At 28.8% G+C, this 19752-nt stretch carries 18 protein-coding genes; 4 read left to right on the plus strand and 14 right to left on the minus strand.

Annotated features, from left to right (window positions below; translation table 11 throughout):
• Nucleotides 1–104 precede the first annotated feature (104 nt).
• The 4 genes from NG904_RS03955 (at nt 105) to NG904_RS03970 (ending at nt 2656) form a co-directional block, all read left to right on the plus strand.
• Complete coding sequence (locus tag NG904_RS03955; RefSeq protein ID WP_252229924.1) at nt 105–578, plus strand: hypothetical protein; 474 nt, start codon at nt 105–107, stop codon at nt 576–578.
• 241 nt (nt 579–819) lie between these two features.
• The gene (locus tag NG904_RS03960) at nt 820–1260 is read left to right on the plus strand and encodes a hypothetical protein (RefSeq protein ID WP_252229926.1); all 441 of its coding nucleotides are present in this window, start codon (nt 820–822) and stop codon (nt 1258–1260) included.
• 242 nt (nt 1261–1502) lie between these two features.
• Nucleotides 1503–1943, plus strand: a complete 441-nt coding sequence (locus NG904_RS03965) for a hypothetical protein (RefSeq protein WP_252229928.1) — start codon at nt 1503–1505, stop codon at nt 1941–1943.
• A 239-nt stretch (nt 1944–2182) separates the two neighbouring features.
• Nucleotides 2183–2656, plus strand: a complete 474-nt coding sequence (locus NG904_RS03970; RefSeq protein WP_252229930.1) for a hypothetical protein — start codon at nt 2183–2185, stop codon at nt 2654–2656.
• Between the two features lie 133 nt (nt 2657–2789).
• Here NG904_RS03970 and NG904_RS03975 read toward each other — a convergent pair whose 3' ends face one another.
• The 14 genes from NG904_RS03975 to NG904_RS04040 form a co-directional block, all read right to left on the minus strand.
• The gene (locus tag NG904_RS03975) at nt 2790–3605 is read right to left on the minus strand and encodes an Rpn family recombination-promoting nuclease/putative transposase (protein ID WP_353846045.1); all 816 of its coding nucleotides are present in this window, start codon (nt 3603–3605) and stop codon (nt 2790–2792) included.
• 157 nt (nt 3606–3762) lie between these two features.
• Entirely contained in the window at nt 3763–5013 is a 1251-nt protein-coding gene (purD, locus tag NG904_RS03980; protein ID WP_252229934.1) for a phosphoribosylamine--glycine ligase, read from the minus strand.
• A gap of 251 nt (nt 5014–5264) precedes the next feature.
• A complete protein-coding gene (gene purH, locus NG904_RS03985; RefSeq protein WP_252229936.1) occupies nt 5265–6770 on the minus strand; it encodes a bifunctional phosphoribosylaminoimidazolecarboxamide formyltransferase/IMP cyclohydrolase in 1506 nt (501 codons plus the stop codon).
• A 234-nt stretch (nt 6771–7004) separates the two neighbouring features.
• Nucleotides 7005–7619, minus strand: a complete 615-nt coding sequence (gene purN, locus NG904_RS03990; RefSeq protein WP_252229938.1) for a phosphoribosylglycinamide formyltransferase — start codon at nt 7617–7619, stop codon at nt 7005–7007.
• Nucleotides 7607–8608: a phosphoribosylformylglycinamidine cyclo-ligase gene (purM, locus tag NG904_RS03995; protein WP_252229940.1), complete on the minus strand. Its 1002-nt coding sequence runs from the start codon at nt 8606–8608 to the stop codon at nt 7607–7609. Before purM ends, purN begins: the two co-directional genes overlap by 13 nt.
• A gap of 8 nt (nt 8609–8616) precedes the next feature.
• The gene (gene purF, locus NG904_RS04000; protein WP_252229942.1) at nt 8617–10044 is read right to left on the minus strand and encodes an amidophosphoribosyltransferase; all 1428 of its coding nucleotides are present in this window, start codon (nt 10042–10044) and stop codon (nt 8617–8619) included.
• A 66-nt stretch (nt 10045–10110) separates the two neighbouring features.
• Entirely contained in the window at nt 10111–10818 is a 708-nt protein-coding gene (purC, locus tag NG904_RS04005) for a phosphoribosylaminoimidazolesuccinocarboxamide synthase (RefSeq protein WP_252226823.1), read from the minus strand.
• Nucleotides 10818–11297 (minus strand): 5-(carboxyamino)imidazole ribonucleotide mutase, encoded by a 480-nt coding sequence (purE, locus tag NG904_RS04010; RefSeq protein WP_252226825.1) that lies wholly within the window; start codon nt 11295–11297, stop codon nt 10818–10820. The genes purC and purE overlap by 1 nt, the downstream gene beginning before the upstream one ends.
• A gap of 195 nt (nt 11298–11492) precedes the next feature.
• A complete protein-coding gene (locus tag NG904_RS04015; RefSeq protein WP_252229944.1) occupies nt 11493–15239 on the minus strand; it encodes a phosphoribosylformylglycinamidine synthase in 3747 nt (1248 codons plus the stop codon).
• Nucleotides 15240–15784: 545 nt separating this feature from the next.
• On the minus strand, nt 15785–17041 hold the full coding sequence (locus NG904_RS04020) for a chloride channel protein (RefSeq protein WP_252229946.1): 1257 nt from the start codon (nt 17039–17041) through the stop codon (nt 15785–15787).
• 91 nt (nt 17042–17132) lie between these two features.
• Nucleotides 17133–17300, minus strand: coding sequence for a zinc-ribbon domain-containing protein (locus NG904_RS04025; RefSeq protein WP_252216922.1), 168 nt, complete (start codon nt 17298–17300; stop codon nt 17133–17135).
• Between the two features lie 150 nt (nt 17301–17450).
• Nucleotides 17451–18131 (minus strand): amino acid ABC transporter ATP-binding protein, encoded by a 681-nt coding sequence (locus NG904_RS04030; protein WP_252229948.1) that lies wholly within the window; start codon nt 18129–18131, stop codon nt 17451–17453.
• Nucleotides 18132–18147: 16 nt separating this feature from the next.
• Entirely contained in the window at nt 18148–18789 is a 642-nt protein-coding gene (locus NG904_RS04035) for an amino acid ABC transporter permease (RefSeq protein WP_252229950.1), read from the minus strand.
• Between the two features lie 16 nt (nt 18790–18805).
• Complete coding sequence (locus NG904_RS04040) at nt 18806–19609, minus strand: amino acid ABC transporter substrate-binding protein (protein ID WP_252229952.1); 804 nt, start codon at nt 19607–19609, stop codon at nt 18806–18808.
• Nucleotides 19610–19752: the final 143 nt, after the last annotated feature.

Below are 19752 nucleotides of genomic sequence, written 5' to 3' on the forward strand. Positions count from 1 at the left end.
TTTCATTTTATCTCTGCTAATTATTTAAATATTACATAAATGTAAATTTATATGTTTTTTGTACGAATATATAATTATGATTTAATCACAAAAGGAGAATTTTTATGTACAAAATTTATGATAATAATTACCATAAAAAACTTAATATAACTGAAAATGATCTTGTTAAACAAACAATATTAAATAGAATTCCAAATGAAACTAATAGTAAAAATTTAGCATCTAGTGATAATATAGAAATAAATGAGAAAAGTGAAAATGTAATTAATACTAAAAAAGCCTATGATGCGTTTAAAGATGCTTGTTCTGAATTTGGATATGTGGAAACTTTAGGTGGAAATGGTTCAGATATGAGTTTATATTATAATACATTACTTTGCGTTATAGAAAATGAAGGAATTGATGTTCCTTCTTTCATTCCTGATGGAACTAATAATCGTAATTTCTTGCCCTTTATAGATAAAATAAAACAGTATGCTAAGGATTTAAGTTTAACTAACCCTAACTTCTTACCTGATTGCTTTTCTGAATTTTGTGATTTATTTAAAGAAAAACTTATTCAATACGATTGCAAATAATAAGTATTGGCACTAAAAATAAAGGTTACAACAAAATCCTGTTGTAACCTTTTCTTAATCATTATCAGAATTTAAATAAACTTTCTATAATTAATTCGTCTCAAACTACATCACTACTCATAATTAATGTTTTTTAAATGTATATTATAAACCCCAATCAATGTTTATTTATTACTATTAAGTTTTTTATTTCCTTTTCGATTATATATTTATAAATTACTTTGTATTAAAGGAGATTATTATGGAAATAAACAACAATTTAAACTACAAAAATATAATTAATTCTGATTTTTATAAAAATGATTTATCTACTTCAGATAATAAAAGTACTGTTAACAATACTACTGATTCAATTGAAATTAATGAAACTGATTTTAATGTTATTAATACTAAAAAAGCTTACGATGCATTTAAAGAGGCTAACAAAGGAGAAGTTGGTGATAACTCAGTTCTATATGCCATAATAAAAGATATGATGAAAGATGATGGGATAGATGTACCAGACTTTACTCCCAATAATACAACTGCCTTTCTTCCATTTATAGATAAAATGAAAGAGTATGCTAAAAATCTAATGACTGATCCAAATTATCATCAAGTAGGAGCAATGCCCCTTACAGATGAATTTTTAGATTTTTGTGATTTATATAAAAAAAAACTTATTCAATATGATTGCAAATAATGCATATTGGTACTAAAAAATAAAGGTTACAACAAAATCCTGTTGTAACCTTTTCTTAATCATTATCAAAGTTTAAATAAACTTTCTATAATTAATCAGTCTCAAACTACATCACTACTCATAATTAATGTTTTCTAAATGTATATTATAAACCCCAATCAATGTTTATTTATTACTATTAAGTTTTTTATTTCCTTTTCGATTATATATTTATAAATTACTTTGTATTAAAGGAGATTATTATGGAAATAAATAATAATTTAAACTACAAAAATATAATTAATTCTGATTTTTATAAAAATGATTTATATGCTTCAGATAATAAAAGTACTGTTAATAATACTACTGATTCAATTGAAATTAATGAAACTAATTTTGATATTATTAATACCAAAAAAGCTCATGATGCTTTTTTGGAGGCTAACAAAGGGGAATTGGGTGATATGTCTTTACAATATGTTATAATAAAAGATATTATGAAAGATGATGGAATAGATGTACCAGATTTCACTCCAAATAATACTACTGCTTTTCTTCCATTCATAGACAAAATGAAAGAATATGCTAAAAACTTAATGACTGATCCAAATTTTCATGAAGTAGGTGGAAGTCCTCTTACAGATGAATTTTTAGATTTTTGTGATTTATTTAAAGAAAAGCTTATTCAATATGATTGCAAATAATAACTATTAACACAAAAATAAAGGTTACAACAAAATCCTGTTGTAACCTTTTCTTAATCATTATCAAAGTTTAAATAAACTTTCTATAATTAATCCATCTTAAACTACATCACTACTCATAATTAATGTTTTCTAAATGTATATTATAAACCCCAATCAATGTTTATTTATTACTATTAAGTTTTTTATTTCCTTTTCGATTATAGTATTTATAATGTACTTTTTAAAGGAGAGTTTTTATGGACAAAATATATGACAATAATTATCATAAAAGACTTAATATAACTGATAATGACCTTGTTAAACAAACAATATTAAATAGAATTCCAAATGAAAATAATACTAAAAATTTAGCATCTAGTGATGATATAGAAATAAATGAGAAAAATGAAGCTGTAATTAATACTAAAAAAGCCTATGATGCTTTTAAAAATGCTTGCTCTGAATTTGGATATGTGGAAACTTTAGGTGGTAATGGTTCTGATATGAGTTTATATTATGTTACACTTATTGATGTAATGAAAGATGAGGGATTTGATGTTCCTTCTTTCATTCCTGATGGAAATAATAATTGTAATTTCTTGCCTTTTATAGATAAAATGAAAGACTATGCTAAAGATTTAAGTTTAACTAACCCTAATTTCTTACCTGATTGCTTTTCTGAATTTTGTGATTTATTTAAAGAAAAACTTGTTCAATACGATTGTAAATAACAACTATTGACACTAAAAATAAAGGTTACAACAAAATCCTGTTGTAACCTTTTCTTGATCATTATCAAAGCCTAAATAAACTTTCTATAATTAATATATCTCATTTTACATCACTACTCATAATACATATTTTCTACAGTAAATTTATACCTTTTAAATCATCCTCATTTAATCCAGTCATCTTTTTTACACTTTCAACATCTATTCCATTTAAAAGCATATTTTTAGCAACTTCAAGTTTCCCATCTTTTTTAGCCTTATTTAAGGCACTTACTTTATCTCTTAATATTTTTGAACGCATATCATAGAGTTCCCTTTGTTTACTATCATTACTAATTTTAACAAGTTCATCTTTAGCTGCTCTTATTTCCTCAATATTCATCTCCAAAGATCTAACTTTTTCACTTTCTGGATCCTTTAAAAATTCAGTCCATGCAACTAATAAATCTTTTTCATCGCAATCATCATTTAACTTTGGAATTTCTATAAAATGGATTTCCTGTGTATCTGTAAGCTCCTCATTTGTACTTATTTCTTTAAGTCTATATCCATTATGAAATCTGTCATTTTTCAAATATTTAAAGTTTAATATATTGATACAAACTGTTCTTTTAAGTTCAGAATAATCATCACCTTCATTAAGTTGTTCCTCATAAAGCTTGCTCCAATAATATAGACTTCTCTTTACCATGTTATATTCATTCTTAAGCTGAATCTCTATATTAATTATTTCATTATTATTTGTAGTAGCTTTAACATCAAGTCTTGAAAATTTATCTTCAACAAAAGCTTTTTCTATATCAGTATTTTTTATTTCAACATTTTTTATAATGTCTTTAGACTTAAGAACTGAGTTTAAAAAGGATATAAGTATTTTAGAATTCTTTTCTGCACCAAAAATATTTTTAAATATAAAATCTATCTTTGGATCTAACAAACCTCTCATCATTTCTCCACCTCAATATACTGTTATATTCTTTTACTTTAATTATAAACCACATTATAATATTTGCAAATTAACCTTACATTTTGGTTGTTTTTTATTATTTAAATCTACTATAATCATACTTATAAAATAATATATCCTATAGATTTCAAACTAATATTTACTTATAAATTCCTATATCTTTTCTACAATATGCCCCTTTAAATGTAACTTTATTAATACTTAAATAAGCTTCTTTTCTAGCTTCTTCAACATTTTCTCCGCATCCAATAACTGATAAAACTCTACCACCACTTGTCTTTAAGATTCCATCTTGGTATTTTGCTCCGGCTAAGAATACCTTATCCTTAACTTTTTCATCTATATTTATTTCATACCCTTTATTGAATTTATTAGGATATCCATTAGAGGCTAAAACTACATTTATACATACCCCTTTATTCCACTTAATCTGAGCTTTATCTAATTCTTCATTTAATGCTGCTTCAATTACTTCTAAAAGATCACTTTCCATTAAATAAAGAACTGATTGAGTTTCTGGATCACCCATTCTAACATTATATTCTAAAAGATATGTTCCTTTTTTAGTTATCATAAGACCAAAGAATATAATCCCCTTAAAGTCAAAGCCTTCTTCTTTTATTCCAACTAATGTTTTATTCATTATGTTTTCTTTAAAATCTAATAAAACTTCTTCTGTTACATAAGGATTAGGCGCTAAAACTCCCATTCCACCAGTATTAGGTCCTTTTCCATCATCAAATATTTGCTTATGATCTTTAGCTGATAAAAATGGAATTATAGTTTTCCCATCAGTTATTGAAAGTATAGAAGCTTCAACGCCTTCTAAAAATTCTTCAATAACAATCTTTTGCCCTGCACCATTAAATGCATCATCTACCATACACGTATTAACAGCACCTATTGCTTCTTCTTTGTTTTCACAGATTATAACACCTTTTCCTGCTGCAAGACCATCTGCTTTTACAACAGTTGGATAATTGCAAATTTCTAAATATTCTAATGCTTTATGGGCACTTGTGAATGTAGCGTATTCTGCTGTTTTTACACCATACTTTTTCATAAAATCTTTTGAAAAACTTTTGCTACCTTCAAGCATTGCTCCATCTTTAGCTGGTCCAAAAATCTTTAAGTTTTCTTTCTTAAATTCATCAACTATTCCTTTAGTCAATGGATCTTCTGGTCCTACTATTGTTATATCAATAGATTCTTTTTTAGCAAAAGCTATTAATTCATCTATATCAGTTATATTTATATTTTCACATTTATCCTGAGTTGCAGTGCCGCCATTACCTGGTGCTACAAATATTTTTTCAACCTTTTGACTTTTTCCAAGCTTCCAAGCTAAAGCATGCTCTCTTCCACCAGATCCAATTAAAAGTAGCTTCATATAATCTTCCTCCAAACTCCAAATCATATTTGACTCTTCTTTATAACAATTGATATTGTAGTATAATTGCGAATTGGCATTGAAATTTACTTTTTAGAACTCTTAATAAAGATTTGTCAAATTATCTGCTTGTCGCAATCTTTGATTGGAGCATGCATTAATTGGACTAAGCTTTGTTCTAGAGTTCTTAAAGTAAATTTCTCAGTCCATGAGCTTTATACTACAATATCAATCCAATTTTAAAATATAGTCTAATGCTTAAAGTGTCTGAATCCTGTAAATACCATTGCTATTCCATGTTCATTGCAAGCATCTATAGACTCTTGATCTCTCATAGAACCACCTGGTTGAATTATTGCTTTAATTCCACCTTCAGCTGCTTTGTCAACAACATCTCTAAATGGGAAGAAAGCATCTGAAGCTAATATTGTAGCTCCTTTACCTCTTCTTAATGCATCTTCTGTTGGCCAAATTCTATTTACTTGACCTCCTCCAATACCTAATGCAATTCCATTATGTGCAACAACAATTGCATTAGATTTAACATATTTAACTACCTTCATTCCAAATAATAAGTCTTCCATTTCTTCATCACTTGGTTTCTTTTCAGTTACTACTTTAATTTCATCAATAAGTTTATTATCTTCATCTTGCACTAATATTGCTCCATCAACTGTTACCATGCACTTCTCAGCCTTTGGAGTATTGTGGAACTTAAGTACCCTTAAATTCTTCTTAGTTTTTAATACCTCCAAAGCATCCTCATCATAATCAGGTGCTGCTATAACCTCTAAGAATATTTTCACCATTTCTTCTGCTGTTTTCTTATCCACTTTTCTATTAAATCCAATAATTCCACCAAATATTGAAGTTGGATCTACTTCATATGCTTTCATATAAGCTTCATAAGAATTTTCACCAGTTGCTACCCCACATGGTGTATTATGTTTTAATGCACAGCATGCTGGCTTTTCAAATTCATTGGCACATTTCCATGCTATATCAACATCTTTAAAATTATTGTATGATAGTTCCTTACCATTTAAAGTTTCAAAAGTATTCATAGCTCCTTGAACCATTGTTGATGAATAAACAGCAGCACTTTGGTGAGAATTTTCACCATATCTTAAGTTTTGCATTTTCTTATATGAAACTGAAAGATACTCAGGATATTCTTCTTCATCAGCTAACATAAAGTTTGCAATAGCACCATCATATGCACTCATAAGATTAAATACTTTACCTGCTAACTTTTTCTTTGTCTTTAAAGATACTTGCCCATCATTTTCTATTTCATTTTTAACAACTTCATAATCATCTATGTTTGAAATTACAGTTACATCTTGAAAGTTTTTAGCTGCAGCTCTAAGCATTGTAGGACCACCAATATCTATAAATTCAACTTTTTCTTCGAAAGTTAAATTTTCTTTCACTTTTTCAAAAAATGGATAAAGATTAACTACAACATAATCTATTGTATGAATTTCTCTTTCTTCTAATACTTTCATATGTTCTTTATTGTCTCTTATTGCAAGAATACCAGCATGAACTAAAGGATGTAATGTTTTAACTCTACCATCTAGCATTTCTGGAAAATTAGTAACTTCATTAATTTCAATTACATCAATACCATTTTCTTTTAAGTATTTGTAAGTACCACCAGTTGATACTATCTCAACATCTTTAGAAACTAAAAACTTGGCGAAATCTAAAACTCCATCTTTATTAAAAACACTTATTAAAGCTCTCTTTTTCATGAAAAGACCTCCCTCTTCAGTTGCAATTGACAGTTGATAATTAATTAAAAAGTTTGAGTATCCAAATGTAAAATTTTGACTCATACTTTTCTTGCAGAATTTTTTTAATTATATTTATCTTAACTATCAACTCATAATTGTAACTGTAACAGATTTATTTTTTATTTATTATAGAACTCATATATTCTTAGAAATTACGTAGTAATTTCGTCTTTCATTGACAATTGTCCATTGTCACTTGTCAATTACCTTTGTTCTACCATTAACAATTTCAACTTTACATTCACTAATTAACTTAATTGCTTTTGGCAATAATATATGTTCTTTTTCTAATATTCTCTTTTGAATACTTTCAGAATCATCTTCAAAATAAACTGGTACAATATCTTGAAGTAATATTGCACCTCCATCAACTTCAGAATTTACAAAATGAACTGTGCATCCTGAAAATTTAACTCCACTTTTTATAACTGCCTCATGAACTTTTAACCCATACATTCCGGGTCCACAAAAAGCTGGAATTAACGATGGATGAATATTAATTATTTTGTTATTAAATTCTTTTAATATATCTCCATCTAATATTGATAAATATCCTGCAAGAACAATCAAATCAACTTTTCCTTTAGTTAATTCTAAAATTTTCTCTGAAGATTTATCCTTATAATCTTTTTTGCTTACAACATAAGTAGGTATATTATGATTCTTAGCTCTTTCTAATGCATATATTCCATCTTTACTTCCAATGACCATTTCTATGCTACATTCTATTTCTTTATTTTCCACTGAATCTATTATAGATTGAAGGTCTGTTCCACCACCTGAAACTAAAACTGCTATTTTAAACAAACACCTTCACCTCCAGATGTTACATGACCTATTTCATAAGCTTTTTCGCCCAATGCGATTAAATCTTTTATTATAGGGTCAACATCTTTTTCATTTACTGCAAGAACAAATCCAATACCCATATTAAAAGTATTATACATATGTTCTTTATCTACACCTTTTTCAATGATTCTTTCAAATATATTTGGAAGGGGATATGAATTTTTATTAATTACAGCAGTTAATTCTCTACCATTAAACATTCTTGGAACATTTTCAATAAATCCTCCACCAGTTACATGTGCCATACCTTTAATATCAAAGTTTTCAAGTAAACTAAGTATGGGCTTAACATAAATCTTAGTTGGAGTAATTAATGTTTTCCAAACTTCCTCACCATTAAAATCTTCATTTAAATCTGTGAAAATCTTTCTTACTAATGAGTACCCATTAGAATGTATTCCAGAAGATGCAATTCCAATTAGTTTATCTCCTTCTTTAATATTGCTACCATTTATTATCTTATCTTTATCAACTATTCCTACTGCAAAACCTGCCATATCATATTCGCCTTCATCATAAAATCCTGGCATTTCTGCTGTTTCTCCACCAATTAAAGCACAATCAGATTGAATACATCCATCTGAAATTCCTTTAACTAAATCAGAAGCCACTTCTGCTTCAAGTCTTCCACAAGCAATATAATCTAAGAAAAATAATGGCTTTGCTCCATGACATAAAATATCATTTACACACATAGCAACACAGTCAATTCCAACAGTATCATATTTTTTATTTTTAAATGCTATTTCTAATTTTGTTCCAACACCATCTGTTCCTGAAACTAGCACTGGTTTTTCATATCCTGATGGAAGTTCAACCATACCTGCAAAACTTCCAAGACCATTTAATACATATTCACTCATAGTCTTAGCTGCATATTCTTTTATTAACTTTACTGATCTATAACCTTCTTCTATATTAACTCCTGCTTCTTTGTAAGTAATCATATTTAATCCTACCTTTCAAACTGATTTGGTGTTTCAATTGGTGTAGCTACTGGATAAATTCCATTAAAGCATCCCATACAAAATCCTTCTTTACCTTTGCAACTTTCTTTTACACCATCTTCACTTAAGTATCCTAAGTAATCAGCTCCAATAATATCTTTTATTTCTTCTACTGAATTATTAGCTGCAATAAGTTCACTTCGATATGGTGTATCTATACCAAAATGACATGGATATTTAACGCTTGGTGATGCTATTAAAAAGCTTATTTCCTTAACTCCAGCATGCTTAAGTGATTCTATCAAATGCTTCGAAGTTGTTCCTCTTACAATAGAATCATCAATTAAAATTACCCTTTTGCCTTCAATATTTACTTTTAGTGGATTTAATTTAACAGCAACTGCTCTTTCCCTAATTTCTTGAGAAGGTGATATAAATGTTCTTCCTACATATCTATTTTTAATAAATCCTGTATCATAAGGAATTCCTGAAGCTTTAGCATATCCTATAGCCGCTGGAATTCCTGAATCTGGAACTGCAATTACTAAATCAGCATCTATAGGATGTTCTTTATATAATTGTTCTCCTGCTCTAACTCTTGAAGTATGAACCTCTAGTCCATCAATTTTAGAATCAGGTCTTGCAAAATAAATATATTCAAAAGCACAAGTTTGACATACTGTATTTTCAGAATATTTATAAGAATGAATTCCTTCTTCATCTATAATAACAATTTCCCCAGGTTCAATATCTCTTACAAGCTCTGCACCTATTGCATCTAAAGCACAACTTTCTGATGTTAATACGTATCCTTCATCAATCTTTCCAAGTGAAAGTGGTCTGATTCCATGAGGATCTCTAGCCCCTATTAATTTATCTGTTGACATAATTGTTAATGCAAATGACCCTCTTATAGCAGATATTGCATCAACTACAGCCTTTGTAAGACCTTTTTTTGCACTTCTTGCTATAAGACAAGCTATTACTTCAGAGTCACTTGATGTATGAAAAATTTGTCCAGCATCCTCAAGTAATTCTCTTATAACATCATCATTAACTAAATTTCCATTATGAGCCATTGCAATTGAGCCTATTTTAGAAGTAGTAAGTATTGGTTGAGCATTTTCTATTCCTTTTCCACCAGCTGTTGAATATCTTACATGTCCTATAGCTATATGACCTTTTAACTTTTCTAAATCTTCATGTTTAAATGCATCTGTAATTAATCCTAGCCCCTTATGCATTTCTATTTTTTCTCCATCAGCTACTGCAATTCCTGCACTTTCTTGACCTCTATGTTGAAGTGCATAAAGACCATAATAAGTCATGGAAGCAACATCTAGTGGCTTATTAGTATAAACTCCAAAAACACCACATTCATCTTTAAATTTATCCAAGCTCGGATCCATAATTAATTCAAACTCTGAATTCGTCATCTACATATTCCTTTCTTAACTTAATTAATGGATAATTGACAGTTCATCGCCATTGTTCATTAACTATTATTTAGATATTCTCTTTAAGATTTCAATATAAGCATCTTCTACATTACCTAAATCTCTTCTAAATCTATCTTTATCTAATTTTTCTCCTGTAGTTGCATCCCAAAATCTACATGTATCAGGTGAAATTTCATCTGCTAAAACAATAGTTCCATCTGTGCATTTGCCAAATTCTATCTTAAAATCAATTAAGTTAATATTTTCTTTTGCAAATGCTTCTTTTAATATGTTATTAATTTTAGCTGTCATCTCTAAAATGGTGTCTATTTCTTCAAAAGTTGCAGCTCCAATTGCCACTGCATGATAACTATTAATTAATGGATCTCCTAATTCATCATCTTTATAAGAAAATTCAAATACTGTAGTCTTAAGAGGTGTTCCTTCTTCAATGCCTAATCTTTTAGCCATGCTACCAGCTGCAACATTTCTTACGATCACTTCTAGTGGAACTATTTCAACCTTTTTACATAATTGTTCTCTATCATTTAATTTCTTAATGAAGTGAGTTTTAATTCCTTGTTTTTCTAATTGTTCAAATAAGATTGAAGTAATTTTATTATTCATTACACCTTTATCTGCAATTTGACCTTTCTTTTCTCCATTAAATGCTGTTGCATCATCTTTATAGTAAATTACTACTTCATCTGCCTTATCTGTTGCATATATTTGTTTTGCTTTTCCTTCATATAACATCTCTAATTTTTCCATTATAGTTCTACCCCTTCCCCATTTTCATCTATAAAATTCTTTTTCATATGATTTCTAAATTCAATTAATTTCTCTTTTAAATCCTCATCTTTTAAAGCTAACATTTGTAACGCTAGCATTCCTGCATTATAACTATTGTTTATTCCAACAGTTGCAACTGGAATTGACTTTGGCATTTGCACTATTGAAAGTAATGCATCTAATCCATTAAGCGCTGCATTTATAGGAACTCCGATTACCGGTAGTATTGTTTTTGATGCAATAACTCCTGGCAAATGTGCTGCAAGCCCTGCACCAGCAATTATTACTTCACAGCCTTTACTTTCAACCATTTTTATAGTTTCTTCTAATTTTTCTGGAACTCTATGTGCTGAAAGGATATATGCTTTATAATCAACATTAAATTCCTTTAATGCATTAGCAGCTCCTTTCATAACTTCTGTATCTGATTTACTTCCAAAAAATATTGCTACCTTCATAGTTAATCCTCCTAATTCTTAAATTCTTAGATTCTTAGATTCTTAGATTCTTAAATTCTTAAATTCTTAAATTCTGGGCATTTCATAATCTTCATTAACTCAATGCTCAAAATATTTTTAATTTGCATTTATTAGTGCCAAATTTATATCCTTTTCTTAAGTAAATGATTCAACTAAAATATTTAACTTTCGTTCTTATTTAAAATAATTAACTCCTGACCTAAATATCTTTTGATCAAAGTTTCCTGGAATATTTTTATATAAATTTTCACCTATTCTTTCTGAATGAGCCATTTTTCCAAGTACTCTTCCATCAAGGCTTGTTATTCCTTCAATTCCATACATTGATCCATTTGGATTGTATGGCATATTAAGTGCCACATCGCCTTGAAGATCCACATATTGAGTTGCTACTTGACCATTAGCTATTAATTCTTTTATTAAACTTTCTGGTGCAACAAATCTTCCTTCTCCATGTGAAATTGCTATTGAATGTATATCTCCTACCTTTACTTCATTAAACCAAGGTGATTTGTTTGAAACTATCTTTGTTCTAACTATTGAAGACATATGTCTATTTATATTGTTGTAAGTTAATGTAGGCATATCTTCTTTTATATCAATAATTTCTCCATAAGGTACCAATCCTAACTTAATTAAAGCTTGGAAGCCATTACAAATACCTAATGCTAATCCGTCTCTATTCTTTAATAATTCCATTACTGATTCTTTAATCTTCTCATTTCTAAATACAGTTGCTATAAACTTACCTGATCCATCTGGTTCATCTCCTGCTGAAAAACCTCCTGGAATCATGATTATTTGAGATTTATCTATTTCAGATTTAAGTCTTTCTATGGATTCTACTAATGCTTCTTTTGTAATGTTTCTAAATATTACTTCTGATACTTTAGCACCCTCTTTTTCAAAAGCTCTTCTACAGTCATATTCACAATTATTTCCTGGGAAAACTGGAATTACGACTCTTGGTTTAGCTAATTTAATAGCTGGGGCTGAAACTTCTTTTTTATCATATAAAACAGTTTCTACCTTTCCTGAAATATCTTCAGTTTTTATCTTAAATATACTACTTAATTTTTCTTCATATATTTCCTCCAAATTTTCAATATCTAGTTCTAAGTCATATTCTCTAGATATTAACACTGAACCTTCTATTGTTTTTCCTACTTCTTTATATAAACATTCTTTAAATTCCTTAAATATATCCATGTCTGATTTAACTTCTAATAATAAGCTTCCATAATTAAGTCCAAATAATTCATCCTTAGTTAAATTATTAAATTCAGCACCTATTCTATTCCCCAGTGACATCTTAGTTAAACATTCAGAAACCCCTCCAAATTTAACTGCAGATGCTGAAATAACTTTCTCTTCGCCTATTAATTTATAAAGAACCTCTAAATTCTTTTTAAACTTATTCATATCTATAGTGCCATCTTCTAACTTTTCAGTTTTAAGTAATACTAATTTTGAATTTACACACTTAAATTCTGGAGACATTATTTTACTAGCTTTTTCAACTCCAACAGCAAATGAAACTAATGTTGGAGGTACATCTAAATCTCCAAAGCTTCCTGACATTGAATCTTTTCCTCCAATTGCTGCAATTCCAAGTTGCATTTGTGCTTCATAAGCTCCAAGCAGTGCTGAAAATGGTTTACCCCATCTTGTTTTATCCTTACCTAATTTCTCAAAATACTCTTGAAAAGTTAATTTAGCTTTTTTATAATCTCCACCCATAGCTGAAAGTTTTGTTATTGATTCTATTACTGAGTAATATGCCATATGATATTGACTCCAAGTACCTAAGTATGGATTAAATCCAAATGTCATTATTGTTGCATCTTTACTTTCTCCACCAAGAACTGGAATTTTAGCTGCCATTCCTTCAGCTGGTGTATTTGCATATTTACCGCCAAAAGGCATAATTACTGTTCCTGCTCCAATAGTTGAGTCAAATCTCTCAACTAATCCTTTTTGAGATGTTATATTTAAATCTTTTAAGTTATTTATCCATGTATCTTTTACATTAACATCTGAAATTTCATATGGATACTCAGTTGGTCCACTAACTTTAACAGATACTTTTTGACTTGCCCCATTTGTATCTAAAAAGCTTCTATCTAAATCTACTATTTTTTTACCTCTCCAGAATAATCTAAGCTTATCAGTATCTGTAACATGTGCTACTAATGTTGCTTCTAAATTTTCTTCATTTGAAAGTTTAATAAATTCATCTGCATTTTCTTTTGTTACAACTACAGCCATTCTTTCTTGTGATTCTGAAACTGCAAGTTCTGTTCCATCTAATCCTTCATACTTCTTTGTAACTTTATCTAAATCTATATCTAGTCCTCTGCATAATTCTCCAATAGCAACTGATACTCCACCAGCTCCAAAGTCATTACATCTTTTAATCATCTTAGCTACTTTTGAATTTCTAAATAATCTTTGAATTTTTCTTTCAGTGGGAGCATTCCCTTTTTGAACTTCGGCTCCACATTCACTAAGTGAATCTACTGTATGTTCTTTTGATGACCCTGTTGCTCCACCAACTCCATCTCTACCTGTTCTTCCACCAAGTAAGATAATTACATCACCTAACCTTGGTTCTTCACGAACAACATTTTCTTTTGGTGCAGCTGCAATAACTGCTCCAACTTCCATTCTCTTTGCTGCATAATTAGGATGATAAATTTCTTGAACTTGCCCAGTTGCAAGACCTATTTGATTACCATAAGAACTGTATCCGTGAGCTGCTCCTAAAGTAATAGTTCTTTGAGGAAGTTTTCCTTTTAAAGTTTTTTCAATTGGAAGTGTTGGATCTGCTGCACCTGTAACTCTCATAGCTTGATACACGTATGTTCTACCTGATAATGGATCTCTTATTGCTCCACCTAAACAAGTTGCCGCTCCACCAAAAGGTTCAATCTCAGTGGGATGGTTATGAGTTTCATTTTTAAACATAACTAGATAATCTTCTAATCCCTTATCAGTTTCAACTTTTACATTAATAGAACATGCATTTATTTCTTCTGATATATCTAAATCATCAAGTTTTCCCCTTTTTCTAAGTTCTTTCATTGCTATAACTGCAATGTCCATAAGAGTTTTATTTTTTTCTTTTTCTCCATACACGTATTCTCTTGATTTTATATAATTTTCATAACTTTTCTTAATTGGTGAAGTATATTTATTATCTTCAAACTCTATATTTTCTAATATTGTAGAAAATGTAGTATGTCTACAGTGATCTGACCAATAAGTGTCTATAACCCTCATTTCAGTGATTGATGGATCTCTATTTTCTTTTTTAAAATAGTCTTTTATCATAACAAGATCTTCAATACTCATGGCAAGACCATAATCTGAATGAAATTCTTGTAACTCTTCTAAATTTTTATCTATGAATCCATTTAATATAAGAACATCTTTAGGTATGTTTGAAGTTGATGTAATGTCTTTACTATTTATATCCACTTCTCTTGAATCGACTGGGTTTATATAATATAATTTTATTTTATAAATTTCTTCCTTCGTAATATTTCCCTTTAACATAATTATCTTAGCTGATTTTATATAAGCTTTATCTTCTTCAGTCAATAATGATATACATTCTGAAGCCGAATCTGCTCTCTGATCATATTGTCCTGGTAAAAATTCTACTGCGAATGCTATTTCATCTTCATTAATAGGCAATTCTGATTCATACACATTATCAACTGTTAATTCTGAAAAAATAGTATGTAGTGCTTTTTTATAGTACTCTTCACTTATATCTGAAATAATATATTTATTTATAAGCCTTACACTTTCTAGATTAGCTACTCCTAAATTTTCTTTAAAATCTCTTAATAAGCCTTGGGCTTCTACATCAAATCCGCTTTTCTTTTCAACGAATATACTCTTAATATTTAACATTAAAAATTCCTCCAAAATATTAATTTGAGATTTATAATTTTATTAATTGTTATAATTACGAACATTTTTAATTAACTTTATATTATCTTTCGTGTTATTAATTAAAGATTACCATTTAAAATTATCATTGTCAACTTATATTGTATAAAACCAACTCATATTTTTGTTTTTGAGAATATTATTTAAAAAAAAGATTGATTTTTAATAAATCACCCTCTTTTTTACGTATATTTTAGCTTTTTATTATACGAATATTTGTTAATCATTTTTTCGAGTAGAACTTCTCCATATTTTATACCAATCTTCTTGAGTTAACTTCATCTTTAATGAATCTACTGACCGTTGCCAAAACCTTTATTCCACACTTAGTTATTATTTCAATATCATATCTTAATGACTTCTTTAAATTCATAGCATTCTCTTGTAACTATTTATATATATATATATATATATCTGCTATATCAAAAGAAATAATTCCAAGTTCAATGCATTCTTTCGTAAATTTTATAATTTTCCATATAAAAAAATGCTGAGTAATATTTTTATCACTCAGCACTTCTATTTATAAATTCAGCTTTAAGTTTTGAATAAACTATTTTTTGGCTACTATAAAGACTAAAATACCCTGATAACATATAGCTAACACCACAAGCAACTGCAAATAAAATAAGGGCACCAGAACCAAAAAGTTCTATACTTAATATCACAGAAGTAATAAGAGTATTAACTACGCCACAAAATAATGCTACAAGTCCAATTGCAGCTCCAAATCCTGGATCTAAACCAATTAATTTTCCTACTACACATCCAAATGTGGCACCAATAAAGAATGTAGGGACAATTTCTCCGCCTTTGTACCCAACACTTATAGTAATAGCCGTAAAAATAATCTTTAAAATAAATGCTTCTGGTTTTGCCTGTCCATTAATTGCATTAGCTATAATATCCATTCCTGCTCCATTATAATCTCTACATCCAACAATAAATGTAAGTGAAACTATAGCTAAGCCACCACAAACTATTCTAAGATAGTCATTTTTTATTATATTGCTTAAAGATTTATTAGTTTTGTGTAGAGTTTCACAAAATACAATACTCACTAAAGCACATAAAGCACCTAAAATTGCAACTTTTATTATATTCTCTGTTGAAATATTAGGAATAATGTTTATATTAAAGTGAACTGGTTCAAGGCCAAAAAACAATGATACTTTATAAGCAACAATTGATGAAACTATACATGGAATAAAACTAGAATAATAAATAACCCCCACACTTATAACTTCCATAGCAAAAAATGTTGCTGTTAATGGTGTCCCAAATAATGCAGAAAAAACACCACTCATTCCGCACAAAGTAATTAAATGCATATCCTTTTCATCAAGATGCAAAATTTTTCCCACTTGTGAACCAATACTACCTCCAAGTTGCAAAGCTGCTCCCTCTCTACCAGCTGATCCTCCAAAAAGATGAGTTATTACAGTGCTTATAAATATAAGAGGAGACATAGAAAAGGGTACTTTTCCATCTGTTCGAATAGAATCTATGACTAAATTTGTCCCTATATCACTTCCCAATTTGAATACTTTATACAAATATATTATAAGAGTACCACCAAGTGGTAACATAAATATTATCCAATCATTTTGTATTCTAAAATTAGTAGCATATTCAACACTAAGATGAAAAAAGCTACCTATAAAACCACCTAATAGACCCGTAATTCCAGCAACAACAACCCATAGAAAAAAAGTGCTTATATATCTTTTTATAGATTTGAATTTTCCAATAATTATTTTCAATTTTTTCCCCCATTTTATTTTATTTAAATAAACATTAAAAAAGCTACTAAAAAATGATTTGAAATCATTTTTTAGTAGCTGTTAGTTTCTACTATCTGTCAAAATTTCTGTTGTTTCTTTGTTGTTTTCTTGCTCTTCTACAATCAGGACATCTTACTGGTTCGTTATCAAATCCTTTTTCTTTGTAGAATTCTTGTTCCCCAACTGTGAACACAAATTCGTTACCGCAATCTTTACAAAGTATTTTCTTATCTTCCATTATAAAATCCTCCTCTTCATAGATTATAACCTTAATACTAGACCAATCTCTGAAAAAGAGGTAATGTATAGTACGCATGATTAAATCTTGAATTATATTACTACTTAATAATATCATATGAACTATAATATTTCAAGTGAATTTATTTTATTATTCAAATATTAAACCATCTATAAGTTTGCCTTTATCCATTGAAACTATCCTATCTGAGACTCTTTTTGCAAATTCCATATCATGAGTTATTATCATCATTGCCATTCCGTTTTCACTTAAACTTTTTATTAAATTTGCCACCTCTTCTGTAAGTCCTGGATCCAATGCTGAAGTCGGTTCATCAAAACACATAACTTTTGGTTCTAATGCCAGAGCTCTTCCTATTGCAACTCTTTGTTTTTGTCCTCCTGATAATTCAAAAGGATAATTTTTTGCTTTTTCTTCTAATCCTAAAAAGCCTAAAATTTCTTCTGCTTTCTTTATAGCATCTTCTTTGCTTAATTTAAGTACTTTTCTAGGTGCTTCTATTAAGTTTTCTAATACAGTCATATGTGGAAATAAATTAAAGTTTTGAAATACTAGACCTATATCTTTTCTTATCTCAGACATAGTTTTCTTATCAACATATTTTCCATCTTCACAAATTGCTCGTCCATTAATTTCAATCTTTCCGTTATCACACTGCTCTAAAGCATTAACACATCTAAGAAGTGTCGTTTTTCCACCGCCTGACGGACCAACAATAACTAGTATTTCTCCTGGTGCAATATTAAGATTGATTCCTTTTAGCACTTCAGTATTCCCAAATTTCTTTTCAACATCACTAATTCTTAGCATCTAAAACCAGTCCTCTCTAGTTATAATATTCATACTTCTTTTCTACTTTCTCTAGTAATTTACTAAGTATACCTATGACTATTAAATAGACAACTCCTGCTAATATTAATGGAATTAATGTAACATCCCTATTAGATGCTATCTTTGCTATTTTTAACAACTCATCTAAACCTATTATATATACTAAAGATGTATCTTTTATTAAAGTTGTAATTTCATTAGCTACTGGAGGAATAACTCTTTTAATAGCTTGTGGTAATATTATTCTAAAAAAAGTGTCTTTAGGTGTTAATCCAAGCATTTCTGCCGCTTCATATTGACCTCTATCAATTGATATCATTCCTGCTCTAAATATTTCTCCAAAATACGCTGCATAATTTAAAACAAATGCTAATATTGCTGCTGTAAATCTATCAAAAGTTATATCTACAGTTGGCAATCCAAAAAATATTATAACTATTTGTAATAGTAATGGAGTTCCTCTCATTATAAGCACATATATGCCTGTTAATTTTCTTAGTATTAGAAATTTTGATGTTCTAGCTAGTGCTACAACAACCCCAAGAGGAATAGATAATATTGATGTCAATACAAAAACTTCTAATGTAACTTTTAAGCCTTCTAATATTTGAGGCATTAGTGATAATATATAATTCAAGGTGACTCCTCCTTCTTTATTTAGCTATTATGTCTTCACCAAACCATTTTTCTGATATTTTTGTGCCTGTACCATCTTCTATTACAGAATTTAAAGCATTATTAAATTCTTCAACAAATGATGTATCTCCTTTTTTTATTGCAACAGCATAATCTTCTGCTCCAAAATCATCATTTAATATTTTATACTTTTCTTTTCCTCTTTCATTTGTATAATATTTAGCTAATATTTCATCAGCCACAACTGCATCTATTCTTCCTGCTTCTAAATCCATCAATGCATCATTATTAGTTTCAAATGTGACTACATTTCCACCATAAAACTTACTTATCATATCACCATATGCTTTTATAGCATCCACCGCACTTGATTGATTTTGGGCTCCTACCTTAGCATTAGCTAAATCATTTTTACTGTTAATTTTAGAATCTGCTAATGTTATAATAACTTGTCTATTCTTTAAATAAACCTTAGAAAATTCTACATTCTCTTTTCTTTCATCAGTTATTGAGTATCCATTCCAAATTAAATCTATATTTCCATTATTAAGTTCTGATTCTTTCATACTCCAATCAATTGATTGAAATTCAACTTCTTTATTAAGTTTTTCTCCTACTGCCTTAGCAAGATCCACGTCAAAACCTACTGTTTCTCCATTTCCATTTTTAAATCCCATTGGAACAAAAGTATCATCCATCCCTATTATTATCTCATCTTTGCTAGATACACTTTCTTGTTTATTGCTTTTACATGCTACTAAATTCACCCCAATAGCAGCAACACATGATACTATTAATAATTTTTTAAATAATTTATTCATAAATATCCCCCTCAATCGCTTCTGTTGTTTATTACTTTATCATAGTAAAGTGATAAAATCAAGTGCCTTTTTAAATTTAATTTTTGTCTACATTCTAATTTTAAGCCATGTTTTAGCAGAGTATTGATATATGCATAAGCAAA

This window comes from Clostridium sp. ZBS15, assembly GCF_023845705.1.
GTDB classification, from domain to species: domain Bacteria; phylum Bacillota; class Clostridia; order Clostridiales; family Clostridiaceae; genus Clostridium; species Clostridium aquiflavi.

What these genes read in the sequence shown, in the direction of transcription:
- NG904_RS03955 (WP_252229924.1), top strand. Translation starts at nt 105, where the DNA reads ATGTACAAAATTTATGATAATAATTACCATAAAAAACTTAATATAACT.
- NG904_RS04015 (WP_252229944.1), bottom strand. Translation starts at nt 15,239, where the DNA reads ATGTTAAATATTAAGAGTATATTCGTTGAAAAGAAAAGCGGATTTGAT.
- purC (WP_252226823.1), bottom strand. Translation starts at nt 10,818, where the DNA reads ATGGAAAAATTAGAGATGTTATATGAAGGAAAAGCAAAACAAATATAT.
- purF (WP_252229942.1), bottom strand. Translation starts at nt 10,044, where the DNA reads ATGACGAATTCAGAGTTTGAATTAATTATGGATCCGAGCTTGGATAAA.
- NG904_RS03960 (WP_252229926.1), top strand. Translation starts at nt 820, where the DNA reads ATGGAAATAAACAACAATTTAAACTACAAAAATATAATTAATTCTGAT.
- NG904_RS03975 (WP_353846045.1), bottom strand. Translation starts at nt 3,605, where the DNA reads ATGATGAGAGGTTTGTTAGATCCAAAGATAGATTTTATATTTAAAAAT.
- purM (WP_252229940.1), bottom strand. Translation starts at nt 8,608, where the DNA reads ATGATTACTTACAAAGAAGCAGGAGTTAATATAGAAGAAGGTTATAGA.
- NG904_RS03965 (WP_252229928.1), top strand. Translation starts at nt 1,503, where the DNA reads ATGGAAATAAATAATAATTTAAACTACAAAAATATAATTAATTCTGAT.
- purD (WP_252229934.1), bottom strand. Translation starts at nt 5,013, where the DNA reads ATGAAGCTACTTTTAATTGGATCTGGTGGAAGAGAGCATGCTTTAGCT.
- NG904_RS03970 (WP_252229930.1), top strand. Translation starts at nt 2,183, where the DNA reads ATGGACAAAATATATGACAATAATTATCATAAAAGACTTAATATAACT.
- purE (WP_252226825.1), bottom strand. Translation starts at nt 11,297, where the DNA reads ATGAAGGTAGCAATATTTTTTGGAAGTAAATCAGATACAGAAGTTATG.
- NG904_RS04030 (WP_252229948.1), bottom strand. Translation starts at nt 18,131, where the DNA reads ATGCTAAGAATTAGTGATGTTGAAAAGAAATTTGGGAATACTGAAGTG.
- purH (WP_252229936.1), bottom strand. Translation starts at nt 6,770, where the DNA reads ATGAAAAAGAGAGCTTTAATAAGTGTTTTTAATAAAGATGGAGTTTTA.
- NG904_RS04025 (WP_252216922.1), bottom strand. Translation starts at nt 17,300, where the DNA reads ATGGAAGATAAGAAAATACTTTGTAAAGATTGCGGTAACGAATTTGTG.
- NG904_RS04040 (WP_252229952.1), bottom strand. Translation starts at nt 19,609, where the DNA reads ATGAATAAATTATTTAAAAAATTATTAATAGTATCATGTGTTGCTGCT.